The organism is Paenibacillus sp. BT-177 (genome assembly GCF_025846815.2).
Taxonomy (GTDB): Bacteria; Bacillota; Bacilli; order Paenibacillales; family Paenibacillaceae; genus Paenibacillus; species Paenibacillus polymyxa_C.
This window is the reverse complement of the sequence record NZ_JAOYTP010000003.1, coordinates 451,833-464,984: the sequence shown is the minus strand read 5'-3', so window position 1 is coordinate 464,984 and position 13,152 is coordinate 451,833. Positions and strand designations below refer to the sequence as shown.

Here is a 13,152-nt window from a genome sequence, read left to right as displayed (position 1 = left end):
ACATGAAATGCTTGCAACTCTATTGATGCAAGTCACTTCGCGGGGAGGAATAGGCTTTGTTTGAAAAATTAAGCCGGATACTGATACCTATTGCCGGTAAACTGAACAACAACCGCTATCTTACTGTACTGCGTGATGCATTTATGTTGTCATTTCCATTAACAGTTTTTGGCTCCATCATTGTCGTTATTATCAATCTGCCGTTTCTAAAAAGTTGGATGGGCGACGGTAATTATGCGACTTTTAACAGTCTGCTGAACATTGCGCCGAGTGCCACCCTGAACATCATGACCTTATTCGTGGTTGTCGGGATCGGCTATTATTTATCCCGAAGTTATAAGGTCGAGCCCATATTCGGCGGCATGATCGCGTTGGTCAGCTTCTTGATGCTCACCCCGTTTGTGCTGACACAAGAAAGCGGTGCCACGATTGCTGGTGTCATTCCGTTGGATCGGATTGGGGCCAAAGGAATGTTCCTTGGCATGATCGTTGCTTTTATAGCTGCTGAAATTTACCGAAGAGTGACACAGCGGAACATTGTTATCAAAATGCCTCCAGGCGTTCCGCCAGCTGTTGCCAAATCGTTTGCCGCTTTGCTTCCGGCGTGTATCACATTGGGCATATTTTTGATCATTAATGTTGTAGTTACACTGACTCTTCATAATAACCTGCATGATCTGATTTATCATGCTGTACAGGCACCTCTGGTGCATTTGGGCAGTGGTATTGTTCCTACATTAATTGCTATTTTCTTTGTTCAGCTTTTATGGTTCTTTGGGCTTCATGGTCAAATTATTATCAACTCAGTCATGGAACCGATCTGGAATACGCTGGCACTTGAAAACTACGAAGCGTACTCCAAAGGAGCAGAACTGCCACATATTATCACCAAGCAGTTTGTGGATATTTATACCGTAGGTATCGGTGGTACAGGTATGACACTGGCAGTCGTGCTTACGATTCTGATCTTCCTAAAGAGCAAGCAATTGAAGCAGGTCAGTAAGTTGGCCATTGGACCAGGTCTATTCAATGTCAATGAACCCGTCATTTTCGGTTTGCCGATTGTGATGAATCCGCTTATTTTTGTCCCATGGGTCATTGCTCCAATGATCGTTACGCTGATTACTTACTTCGCGATGTCCACCGGGCTTGTACCACCGCCTAACGGAATACAGGTCCCTTGGACGATGCCGTTGTTCTTTAGTGGAATGATGGCTACGGGATCTCTAATGGGAGGCGTACTGCAGTTGTTTAATATGGCTGTCGTTTTTGTCATTTGGTTCCCATTCCTGAAATTTATTGATCGAATGAACGTCCGTAAAGAGCAGGAAGAGGAGATTAACCAAGCAGCCATTGCAGGTAAGGATCAAACTGTTGGAATGTAGTGTGAATGAGCCTGAACTAGCGGCTTATTCATTGCAAAAGAGAGAGGAGTAGAGCTGTGAATCATACCGAAATGAAAGATACAGAGCAGCAAGCCATTCAATACCGTTTTCCATCCGACTTCTGGTGGGGGTCATCAGCCTCGGCTACCCAGACAGAAGGAACCGTGGAGGGAGACGGCAAAGGACCGAACATCTGGGATTATTGGTTTGAACAGGAGCCAAACCGTTTTTATGACGGGGTGGGACCTGGCGATACATCCCGCTTCTATACTCGTTACAAAGAAGATATTGCACTCATGAAAGAGCTTGGCCATAACTCCTTCCGGTTCTCCATTTCCTGGTCACGCCTGTTTCCAGCAGGAAGAGGTGAATTGAACCAGAAGGCGGTTCAATTCTATAATGCCGTCATTGCAGAGTTGCATGAGGCGGGGATTGAGCCGTTTGTGAATCTGTATCATTTTGATTTGCCGATGGCTTTACAGGAAAAAGGAGGCTGGGTAAACCGGGAGACGGTCGAAGCTTACGTGGATTACACTAACACTTGCTTTGAGCTATTCGGGGATCGTGTAGCCAAATGGTTTACACATAACGAGCCGATTGTCCCGGTGGAAGGCGGCTATCTGTACGATTTCCACTATCCAAATGAAGTGGATTTCGGGAAAGCTGTACAGGTGGGATATCATACCCTGCTATCGAGCGCGAGTGCCATTAAGGCTTACAAAGAAGGCGGTTATAAGGGCAAAATTGGTATTATTTTGAACCTGACGCCAACTTATCCGCGTAGTCAGCACCCGGCAGACGTGCAGGCTGCTGAAATATGCGACGCGTTCTTTAACCGTTCCTTTTTAGACCCATCTGTGACGGGAGAATTTAATCCTTTGCTCGTGGAGTTGTTACGCCAAGAGGGATTCGTACCAAACATGGAAGACGGAGACCGGGAGATTATACGTCAAGGCACTGTGGACCTGCTGGGGATTAACTATTATCAGCCGCGCAGAGTCAAGGCTCGCGAAAGTCTTCCGAATCCAGATGCGCCTTTTGTGCCGGAACGATTCTTCGATTATTACGCCATGCCTGGTCGTAAGATGAATGAGATGCGAGGCTGGGAGATTTATGAGAAGGGCATTTACGACATTCTGACCAACGTCAGGGAGAGTTATGGAAACATTGAATGCTTCATATCAGAAAACGGAATGGGTGTTCAAGGCGAGGAAAAATTCAGGGATGAGAACGGCATGATCCATGATGACTATCGCATTGATTTTATCCGTGAGCATCTCAAATGGGTCCAACGTGCCATCTCAGAAGGCTCCAATGTAAAAGGTTATCACTTATGGACATTTATGGACAACTGGTCCTGGACGAACGCTTATAAAAATCGCTATGGCTTCGTATCTGTCGACCTTCAGAACGAAGGCAAAAGATCCGTTAAACAGAGTGGGCACTGGTTCAAGCAAGTGATCGAAAATAACGGATTCTAAGGTGGTGGGTGGTCCTCTGGACCACCTTTTTTTATCACCGAGCCAAGTTACCCTGTATACTGCTGGTGAGAAAGTATATTGTTCGGTATACTTACTTATACCATAATACCTCGATGTCCCCGCCTGCAGAACCAAAAGAACCAGCGCTACCGATGTTTTTGGTAAAATGCTGACATAAAACAAATTTTAGTACAGGTGGTAGACAGATGAATAAATACCAACGGATTGCACAAGAGGTCAAGAAGCGTATTATAGATAAGACCTATAGCAGTGATGATCCGATCCCCGATGAAATTTCACTGGCCAGTGAGTTCCGGGTAAGTCGGATGACGATTAAGAGGGCATTGGATACGTTGGTGTCGGAAGGGCTGTTGAATCGTAAAAGAGGACACGGAACCTTTATCGTCAAATCGGTCTACAATGGCCCGGTTAATGTCGTTGTGAATGAAATGCTGGGGCTGACCAACGTACTGCGCGGGAAAGAAATCAAAAGTAAAATCATAGCCTTTGACGTTCAATTTCCATCTGAAGAGGTAGCGGCGCATCTATTTATTGATGCCAATTCTCCTGTGTATCATGTAGTCCGTCTGCGTATTGTAGAAGGAGAGCCGTATGTGATAGAGCGCACATACATGCCTACCAAGCTGATCAGCGGTATTACCGAGCAGGTGTTGCACGGCTCAGTGTACAAACATATTAAGGAGGAGCTGGGCCTTAATATTGTCAGTTCACATCGTACCATCCGTGCGTCCAAGTCGACCGAGCTAGATTGGGAACATTTGGATTGTGGTGCGGATGATCCGGTTTTAGAAATTGAGCAGGTAGGTTATCTGGATACGGGTATACCGTTTGAATACTCATTCTCACGGCATCGGTATGATAAATTTGTGTTTACCACAGTAAATCGGATACGTTGAGCGAATGAGTACGAAACAGGTGGTAAAGCAAACATGGCAGAAGAAGCCTATCTAATATAGGATTCTCCTGCCTGTTCTTTTTTAATGAAGCAAGTTAATGACCAAGCAACCTGACTTCATGCACCGTTGGGGTGTACCAGTTGTTTGGATTATTAAATAACACTGCATTTACAAGATTAATGCGCACGTAACGGGCTTGGAAATTAACTTTGTCACTGGTAAAGCCATATGCGGTATTGCTCGTGCGGTCAATGGTGGAATAATGAACACCATCCGTACTATATTCGATTTTATACTTGTAATATGCCTCAGATCCTTTGTACATAAACCATGAAATATTCACTTCGCTAATCGTCTTGGTACTGCCCAAATCGACCTGCCACCATGCAGGCCAGGATGCAGATGTAGCCTTCCATGAAGTTTGAGGGTTGCCATCGTTCGCCAGTGAAGCCGGAGAAGCGGAGGCGACTGAGCTGGCAGTTGCTGTTTTGCCTTGCGCGTGATTCACAAGAGAAGGCAGGATGACTGTGCCTGTGGCAGCATCCAAATCCCAACTACTGTACCAGTTCAGAGTAGCCGTTTTATTGGAGTCATTCAAGGTCAGTGGCAACCAGATGAATTTGTGATCGCTCAGATTGAGCGGGTTCCAGCGGTCGCCCATATAGATGTAGCTGGTTCCAGCGCTGCCTGTAATTGTGGCGATGGAGTGGATTTGTGAGCCATAAGCCGCCGGATCTCCGAAAGGCGACAAAGCAGACCAGCTTCCAGTCATGGAGCTGGCGGTTGCATAAGCACCCTGATTCGGATACCAGCCGGATGCCTGTGAGGTAAACAGGTAGTAGGTGTTATTCTTTTTCACAACAGCGGGGGCTTCACGATAGCCATTCTCAAAAATCCAGCCAACGAACGACTGCACGCCTGTATAATCGGCCGTCAGCTTGAAGATTGCCATCGTGTCGTTGGCGCCGCCATTTTTACGGGAAGCTGTAATGAGGTAGCCGCTACCGTCAGTATCCGTAAATACCGTCATATCACGAGACTCATAATTCAGCGGGCGGAAGCTGCCTTGGTAGGTGAAATTCCCGTCGGGTGTATCGCTGGTGGCAACAGCTACGCGACCGAGTGAGTAGTCTGTGCCATTTTCATAATGTGCCCATAGTACATATTTTCCGGTGGATTTGTTGTAAATGACTTTGGGACGCTCAATTTTGCTCGAATTCAACTCAGGGGCGGAATCTTTGGTGAGAATACTACTGCGGAAGGACCAATTTTTTAAATCGGTTGAGGTGTACACGTTCACTTTTTCAAATTTCCAGTTCTCAGCATGCTCGCCGTACCAATAATAAGTGGACCCTACTTTTAGGATATTACCGCTGTTTGCCTGAATCGGGTTACCTGCGGTGTCTTTCCAATCTGTTCCGTTCGTAATGGCTGTGCTTGCAGTTGCACTTAAGGACAGTCCTGCATTAGCGGCGTCTATACCATTCAGCGATGGGTTTATCTCGCTCCCATAGGTTGCTTGCGTAACGCCTGCTGTATTGGCATGTACCGCATCAGGTTGAAGACCTGCACTGACCACTGCGAGTATAATACAAATCCATGCGGCTAACGATTTGCTGTTGTTGATCCACTTCACGATATCATCTGCCTCCTTTAACACGGATAGGATGGGCCAGAAGGGCTTGTCCGGCACCTCATCTTTGATTTTATCTTAACTGGAAGCGTTTACAAGTGGAATAAATTGAAGTCTTTAGAATGGTAAACTGCTGTTAGAAGAAAGAACAAATTTGATCATTACATACGAAATAGGTGTATAGGGAAGCTCGTCAGTTAAATCAGAATTGTTTGTGATTGTGCGCTTTGTCATTGACACATTCATGAATTATTTCAAATTTAAAGTGACTGGAATCACATAAACGATTGCTTTATGTGGGTATACTTGCTTTAAATTAGGATTAACAAAAGGAAAGTATGTTAATAACAACTATTGTTCATCTTATTTTGGAGAGAAGAGGGATACTACGATGTTAAGTGAGCAAACCATTGCAACGATCAAATCGACTGTACCTGTTTTGGAGGTACACGGAACTACAATCACCAAGCGTTTTTATCAGATGATGTTCGAGGCCCATCCCGAGCTTCTCAATATATTTAATCACGCGAATCAAAAGCAAGGACGGCAACAAGGTGCGCTGGCCAATGCTGTATATGCGGCCGCACAGCACATTGACCGTCTGGAGGAAATTCTTCCGGTGGTACGTCAGATTGCACATAAGCATCGTAGTTTGGGGATTAAGCCAGAGCATTATCCTATCGTCGGGAAATATCTGCTCGCTGCGATCAAGGACGTGCTAGGGGATGCAGCAACAGATGAGATCATCAACGCATGGGCCGAAGCCTATGGTGTGATTGCGAATGTATTTATAGATGTGGAAGCTGAAATGTACAAGAACGCTGAACAGCAGCAGGGAGGCTGGTCAGACTTTAAGAACTTTGTTGTGCAGAAAAAGGTTAAGGAAAGCGACCAGATTACGTCCTTTTATCTGGTGCCGCAGGATGGACAGGTGCTGCCTGCATTCGAGCCTGGGCAATATATCAGTCTGCAGATGCAGATCCCGGGTGAACATAACACCCACATCCGTCAGTATAGCCTTTCCGATGCACCGGGGCAACCTTACTACCGGATATCCGTAAAACGCGAGGACGCCGTCGGGTCTCGCCCAGCGGGTAAAGTATCTGTGTATCTGCATGAGCAGGTGCAGGAGGGCGATGTGCTGCGGGTGTCTGCACCTGCGGGTGATTTTACGCTGGATCAGACAGATCGCAGACCTGTTGTATTGATTAGCGGTGGAGTCGGGCTAACCCCGATGGTCAGTATGTTGGCTTCCTTGGTGAAGTCTACTCCAGGTCGGCCCGTCACCTTTGTCCACGCAGCGGTCAACGGAGATAACCATGCTCTGCGTAATGAGGTGGAAAAGTTGGTCGCCACACATGCACAGGCGGACGTTCGGTGGTGCTACAGCAGACCAACCGAGCAGGATCGTCTAGCCCAGGCTTTTCACAAGGAAGGACGTTTGGATCTGGCTTGGCTGCAATCCGTAATACCGGAACGTAATGCCCAATATTACTTTTGCGGCCCTGTGGGATTCATGCAATCGGTATACGGCCTGTTGAAGGAGTGGAATATCCCTGCATCGGATATCCACTATGAATTTTTTGGTCCTGCCAGTGCATGGGAAGCAGAAGCGCAGTGAGACATTAAAAAAGACGAAGGATCGTTGTCCTTCGTCTTTTTTGTGTTTATTACTGTGAGGAAATCCTACTCATTTGTCTCTACGCTTCTTCAGAGTGTGCCCATATTTTCATGACGTGGGCACACGCAAAAAATCCATATGCTGCGGCATATACTGGCGTAAAGCTTCTGGAATGCGGATCGAACCGTCCTCTTGTTGGTGATGCTCTAGCAGCGGGATCAAGATCCGAGGCGAAGCGACCGCTGTATTGTTGAGTGTGTAACAATATTGAAGCTTGCCGTCCGCGTTACGGTACCGGATGTTGGAACGACGCGCCTGAAAATCAAGCAGCTGGGACGACGAGTGTGTTTCGCCGTAAGCCTGTCGACTAGGCATCCATGTCTCAATGTCCACCTGCTTGTAGGTTTTTTGCGACATATCGCCTGTACAGACAGCCATCTTGCGGTAAGGCAGCTCCAACAGTTGAAGCAGATCTTCCGCATTACGCGTAATTTCCTGAAACATCTGCTCTGAAGCGTCCAAGCTCGCCTCACAGATGATGACCTGCTCCACCTTGGCAAACTGGTGCACACGATACAGTCCCTGAACGTCCCTTCCGGCCGAGCCGACCTCGTTGCGGAAGCATACGGATACCGCCGCCAGCCGAATCGGGTCTGTAACGTCCACAATTTCTCCGCTGTAATACGAGACCAGCGGAACTTCCGAGGTGCCTACAAGCCATTGATCCTCCCCTGCGATACGGTACGTCTGATCCAATCCAAGCGGGAAAAAGCCAGTGCTGCGCATTGCCTCGGAGCGTACCATTAATGGAACGTCCAGCAGCTGAAATCCTCGTTCGCTTAGCAGATCAACAGCAAGCTGCTGCACAGCCCGGTGCAACGCCACCCCAGCCCCCGTCAGATAGTAGTTACGGGTACCGGCTGTTTTGACACCGCGAGGCACGTCGATCAGGTTGTGAAGCTGGCCGAGCGTCATGTGATCCTTGGGTTCAAATCCAAAGTCAGGTATCGTCCCGACCCGCTCCAATTCTACATTATCTTCATCCGTTCTTCCCCATGGCGTATTTGGCGATACGATATTAGGCATCAGAAGCAAAAGCTGTTGAAACTGTTCCTCTACTTCCTGTTGCGGAACTTCCAGAAGATCTAGTCGTCCGTTAATTTCTTTAACCTGCCGCTTAGCCCGTTCCGCCTGTTCATTCTTTCCGGCATGAATCAGTGCCCCAATATCCTGACTGCACTGATTGCGTGTCTGACGAAGCTGTTCTACTTCCTGAAGCAACTGCTTTCTCCGATCATCCAGGGTTAACAGCTCTGTGACCGATACCTGTATTCCTTTGTCGTCCGCTGCTCTCTGAACTTGCTCTTGATGCTCTCTGATCCATTTGATATCCAACATGACACCGCACTCCTTCTTCGGATAAAAATACAAAAAGCGCCCTCATCCACATGGGACGAGGAGCGCTTTGATCTCGCGGTGCCACCCAAATTGACCGGACAGCATGACTGATGTCATGACTCTCCAATCCACTTTGCTCCGCTTTAACGGGCGGGTCCGGTTTACTTAGGAACATATCGCCATATCGTACACTAACGTATAATCCTTGGCGTAAACGCCTCCGAGTTGGATGCTCTTCATAGGCATAATGTCGTTTGCTTTTTTGTTAGTATACGGATTTTTGGCAAGTTAATCAAGGGCGTGAGTCTGTACATTGGATTACTTCCCTTTTTCAACATGATCTTTCCAAAAAAAATACATACACAGTGTAAATAATTCGGATTTCATGTTTGCGAAGAGGAAAGGTAGGCTTTATTTCTTATGTATATCCATTCTACTTCATCTGCGATGATGAAACTGGAAGAATATTTAAGTAATAGCCTCGATTCAGCGTCCAAAATGGGCTATAGTCTCTATAATGCTATTTTAATTTCATGTAAAATGTATTGATTACCAAAACGAACAGCGATGGAGGAGAACATGGAGGATTTTAAAGATCGTTTACATACGATCCGCCAAGAACAGAATAAGCTGCTCAAGGAGTATCAAACATTAATTGCAGATTACGAAGCTTCAGATATCATTCTGGAGAATGGGGTGCTGCGAAAAAAGTTCGAGGATTATCAGGCTCGCTGCATTCATTTGGAAGAGCGGGTACGACATATTGAGCAGGAAAATGGTAAGCTGCGTACTGCGCTGACAGAGCAAATGCTGAGCGAAAAGGCGAATATGATTCGCATTTCGCGGGAAAAGCTGGAGACCTATTTTGCTTCCAGAAACGCAGAAGGGGAAAATCGGCTGACATCCATTGAGTATGGGGCTAAAAACCGGGTGGACCAGCTTATTCAGCAAACCACTCATGAGCTTAAAGAGGATCAGGATGAGATCGTCGCTAGACTGAGACTATTCTCAGAGGAGATTCGTGACCGGATCATGGAGCAACGCAGGCGGTTTCAGGAGGCAGAGCGCAAATTGCTTCATCAGACGGCACACGAGCTCCATCAACTCGGGGAAGAAGAGATCAGCGAAGAAACGATGCAGAAGCGTATGAAGCAGAATCAGTTTGAAATGATGCTGGGATTGAACTGGATTAACAAGCTAGGAATTTTGCTTATTATCTTGGGTGTGGGAGCCGCTTTTAAATACTCATACTCAAACTGGTTTACAGGAAATATGAAGGGCGTTGCCTTCTTTTTGCTAGGAGCGCTAATGCTGGGCGGCGGCGAGTGGTTGTATCGCAAGCAGAAGCAGACCTTTGCGCTCGGTATTTTGGGCGGCGGTATTTCTGTACTGTACGGGTCCATATTTTATAGCTACTTTTTGCTAGAAATCATAGGAATGTATACAGGCATAGGCTTGTCCGTTCTAGTTACAGTGACCGCTGTGCTGTTGTCATTAAGATATGAGTCTCGAACGATATGTTCCTTCGGTTTAGTAGGAGGATATCTCCCGTTGTTTTCCTATATGGCTGCAAACGGGTTGGAAGGAAACGCCGTGTATATTGCGATGGGTTATCTATTCCTGCTGAACCTGTTGATCCTGCTCGTATCCTTCCGCAAACGGTGGGTCATCGTGCAATATATCAGCTTTCTACTCAATACCCCATTAATGGTTGTACTCACGTGGTTATCAGACAGCACCATAGCCAGCATGCTGTATGCAATCATTACATTTGCAATGTATCTCGGGATGACACTGTGGGTGCCGTTCCGATTCAAAACAAAACTATCATGGCTGGATTTCTCCCTGTTGGCTCTGAATACAGTCGTGAGCTGTTCCGTTCTGTATTCTCTGTTCGGTGATGCAGGCCTGGATGATTACAAAGGATTGCTGGCACTCGTCTTTTGCTTGGTGTATGGGGGCTTGGGCCAATGGGTTCGTCGATATATTCCAGAGGAGAAACAAACCAAAATACTATTTTATGCGACATCATTGACCTTTGCCATTCTCATGATTCCGTTCCAGTTTGGAGTCAGATGGTTGTCCATGGGCTGGTTAATCGAGGCAGTGCTCCTCACATTATATGGACATCGCTATCGCTTGAAGGAATTAGAGCGTGCAGGTTGGGGCATTCTAGGACTGTGTCTGGGCGCATTCTTTTTCATCGATTTCCCTATATATCTGTTATCAGGCTTTGAGACGGATTATTTTGGGCTCAAATATACGCTCATTACATTGGGAATGTTGATCGTTACTGTCTTCTATGCGATTGAATTTAGCCGTCCGAATGCTTTCAAAAACAATCGTTTGTACGAAATGCATATCATGCAAGGATTTAAATATGTAGCTTTGGTGAACGTGTACCTCTATCTTTTGTATGAAGCTGGTCATTGGTATAACATCGTCGTATCCGATGAGTTTGCACATTACACCTTGTACAAGGTATTGTTGTTCACCTGCGTATCCCTGGTGTTAGCTTATTTCCTGCCTAAAGTGAGGCTGTTGTACGATCGGGTGATTAAATACTATAGCTTGACATTGTACGTCATAGGCTACGCTCTGGCATTGGTGGTTACCGTAGCGATTCCAACCTTGCATGAGGATTACGCGCAGAATACGGCTGCTGATTACGTGGCGTTAATTGTACTGGCAGCCTTTAATGTACTGGTATTCTTCAGCAGCAGGGACTTCCTAAACGCGCTGATGACTCGACAGTATAGAAGTAATGAGCTGTATCCGGTCATTATGGGAGTATATTTGTTGGGTATCATTACCGCCTTTCTCGGAGTTCAGTTCCGTCTGGGAGACGCAGGTCTTGTGTTCAGTCTGGTGTATCTGCTGCTGGCTATTTTGTATATTGTATACGGCTTCCTCAAACGAGTGGTCTACATCCGCCGATTTGGATTGGGTTTGACCCTGCTATCGACAGGTAAGCTGCTTTTGTACGATCTACATCTGTTAACGTCAGGAAGCACTATTGTAGCCTATTTCTCTTTTGGAGTTGTATTACTGGCCATTTCGTATATTTACCAAAAAGTATCCAATCGTATGGGAGAGACCATTATTAAGAAGGATACTGAAGAAAAAATGTAGTTTTTTGTTGTATTGTGTAGATACTGAACATTATGAAAATAAATCCGGTAATAGTGAAAAATTATGCATGACCTTACATCCTACTTACGCTATAATGAGAAAAAATTATTTATGTACGCATGCTCAAGTTTATGCGTAAGTAGAGAGAATGAGGGGGATACCATGAATTTGGGCAAGGGGCAGAATAACCTGTCTGATAAGAATGAACGCTTCTCGTCGGCTGGATTCATTTTGGCAGCGATCGGGAGTGCGGCAGGACTAGGTAACATCTGGAAATTTCCGTATATTACCGGACAATATGGCGGAGCTGCATTTTTCTTGTTGTTTATTGTCTGCTTGTTGCTTGTTGGTTTGCCTGTGCTTTTAGCAGAGCTTGCGCTTGGCCGTGCAGGTCGAGGAAGTGCTGCTTCTGCAATGGTGAAAGTAGGCGGACATCCAATTTGGGGCAAGATGAGCATTATGTTTGTTATCGTGCCGTTTGTTATTTTGTCGTTCTATGCCATTGTAGGAGGATGGACACTGCATTATGCTGTAGAGGCATTTAGCGGAAGTCTGTTTTCGAATAATGATTTTGCGGGTCAGTTTGCTTCATTTTCCTCCGGTTATGCACCGTTGGTGTGGTTGTTAATTGTTTTTGCATTTACAGCAGTTGTGGTTACCCTTGGGGTATCGAACGGAATTGAAAAGTTTAATAAAATTTTGATTCCTGCTAAGGTCATCCTGTTGCTCGTGCTGATGATTAACGCTCTCATGTTGCCAGGTTCTGGTGCGGGTGTATCCTTCTTTTTGAATCCTGATTTTTCTAAGTTAAGTATAGAGTCTGCATTGGTTGCTTTGGGACATGCCTTCTTCTCCCTCTCACTGGGGATGGGGATCATGGTCACTTATGGTGCTTATGTGGATCGTCGACAATCGCTGGGTGGAGCCATGCTGGCAGTTGGTGGTGGGGATTTAATTTATGCGTTTATCGCAGGTATGATCATTTTCCCTACAACCTTTTCCTTTGGCATTAACCCTGCCCAAGGACCTTCTTTGGTCTTTATTGCTTTACCGGCTGCATTCTCCGCCATGCCTTTCGGAGCTTTCTTCGGCGGTTTGTTCTTCGTATTGCTGGCGGTTGCAGCATTAGGCTCTATGGTATCCCTGCTGGAGGTACCCGTAGCTTATGTTATGGAGCGGTTCCGTTGGGGCCGGGTTCGCTCGGTTGTCATCGTATCGATCCTGTGTCTGTTGCTGGGTGTCCCTTCTGCATTGTCTATGGGGTTGGTTCCAGAGTTAAAGGTGGGCGACAAATCCTTCTTTGACTTTGTTGACTTCACAGCGTCCAACATCTTCTTGCCACTTGGTGGCTTACTGATTGTTATATTCACAGGGTACTACTGGAAAACTGCTGGCGAGCATGCCAATCTCAAGCCTATCTGGTTCCGTGTATGGTTGTTCGGCCTTCGCTATGTTGCACCGATCCTGATGTTGTTGGTATTCCTTCATACTTCAGGGATCATCAAATTTTAATAGATACGAATTTAAAAAAAGGTATTTTCTTCCTAAGGGAAGAGATGCCTTTTTTTGTATATCTATCAGCAGT

General features: G+C 46.2%; 8 protein-coding genes. 6 read left to right on the top strand and 2 right to left on the bottom strand.

All coding sequences use genetic code 11. From position 1 onward, the window contains the following. Positions 1-56: 56 nt before the first annotated feature. The 3 genes from celB to OIU26_RS12495 all read left to right on the top strand — a co-directional run bounded on the left by celB (position 57) and on the right by OIU26_RS12495 (position 3,783). A complete protein-coding gene (celB, locus tag OIU26_RS12505) occupies positions 57-1,385 on the top strand; it encodes a PTS cellobiose transporter subunit IIC (protein ID WP_264217009.1) in 1,329 nt (442 codons plus the stop codon). Positions 1,386-1,456: 71 nt separating this feature from the next. Beyond that, positions 1,457-2,866, top strand: coding sequence for a glycoside hydrolase family 1 protein (locus tag OIU26_RS12500; protein ID WP_264217123.1), 1,410 nt, complete (start codon positions 1,457-1,459; stop codon positions 2,864-2,866). A 206-nt stretch (positions 2,867-3,072) separates the two neighbouring features. After that, positions 3,073-3,783 carry a GntR family transcriptional regulator gene (locus OIU26_RS12495; protein WP_013373714.1) on the top strand — a complete coding sequence of 237 codons (711 nt, stop codon included), beginning with the start codon at positions 3,073-3,075 and terminating at the stop codon, positions 3,781-3,783. Positions 3,784-3,877: 94 nt separating this feature from the next. On the opposite strand, the gene OIU26_RS12490 is transcribed toward OIU26_RS12495, so the two are convergent. Beyond that, a complete protein-coding gene (locus OIU26_RS12490) occupies positions 3,878-5,419 on the bottom strand; it encodes a family 43 glycosylhydrolase (RefSeq protein ID WP_264217008.1) in 1,542 nt (513 codons plus the stop codon). A gap of 388 nt (positions 5,420-5,807) precedes the next feature. Between OIU26_RS12490 and hmpA the strand changes: the two genes are divergently transcribed. Next, positions 5,808-7,037: an NO-inducible flavohemoprotein gene (hmpA, locus tag OIU26_RS12485; protein WP_165079894.1), complete on the top strand. Its 1,230-nt coding sequence runs from the start codon at positions 5,808-5,810 to the stop codon at positions 7,035-7,037. 108 nt (positions 7,038-7,145) lie between these two features. Here the strand turns inward: hmpA and serS are convergent, their stop codons facing one another. Continuing rightward, the gene (serS, locus tag OIU26_RS12480) at positions 7,146-8,435 is read right to left on the bottom strand and encodes a serine--tRNA ligase (protein WP_264217007.1); all 1,290 of its coding nucleotides are present in this window, start codon (positions 8,433-8,435) and stop codon (positions 7,146-7,148) included. A 579-nt stretch (positions 8,436-9,014) separates the two neighbouring features. Between serS and OIU26_RS12475 the strand changes: the two genes are divergently transcribed. Together OIU26_RS12475 and OIU26_RS12470 are read left to right on the top strand one after the other, a co-directional pair. After that, positions 9,015-11,567: a DUF2339 domain-containing protein gene (locus tag OIU26_RS12475; protein WP_264217006.1), complete on the top strand. Its 2,553-nt coding sequence runs from the start codon at positions 9,015-9,017 to the stop codon at positions 11,565-11,567. A 162-nt stretch (positions 11,568-11,729) separates the two neighbouring features. Next, entirely contained in the window at positions 11,730-13,079 is a 1,350-nt protein-coding gene (locus OIU26_RS12470) for a sodium-dependent transporter (RefSeq protein WP_058831001.1), read from the top strand. Positions 13,080-13,152: the final 73 nt, after the last annotated feature.

What these genes read in the sequence shown, in the direction of transcription:
- hmpA (WP_165079894.1), top strand. Translation starts at nt 5,808, where the DNA reads ATGTTAAGTGAGCAAACCATTGCAACGATCAAATCGACTGTACCTGTT.
- OIU26_RS12495 (WP_013373714.1), top strand. Translation starts at nt 3,073, where the DNA reads ATGAATAAATACCAACGGATTGCACAAGAGGTCAAGAAGCGTATTATA.
- OIU26_RS12500 (WP_264217123.1), top strand. Translation starts at nt 1,457, where the DNA reads ATGAAAGATACAGAGCAGCAAGCCATTCAATACCGTTTTCCATCCGAC.
- OIU26_RS12470 (WP_058831001.1), top strand. Translation starts at nt 11,730, where the DNA reads ATGAATTTGGGCAAGGGGCAGAATAACCTGTCTGATAAGAATGAACGC.
- serS (WP_264217007.1), bottom strand. Translation starts at nt 8,435, where the DNA reads ATGTTGGATATCAAATGGATCAGAGAGCATCAAGAGCAAGTTCAGAGA.
- OIU26_RS12475 (WP_264217006.1), top strand. Translation starts at nt 9,015, where the DNA reads ATGGAGGATTTTAAAGATCGTTTACATACGATCCGCCAAGAACAGAAT.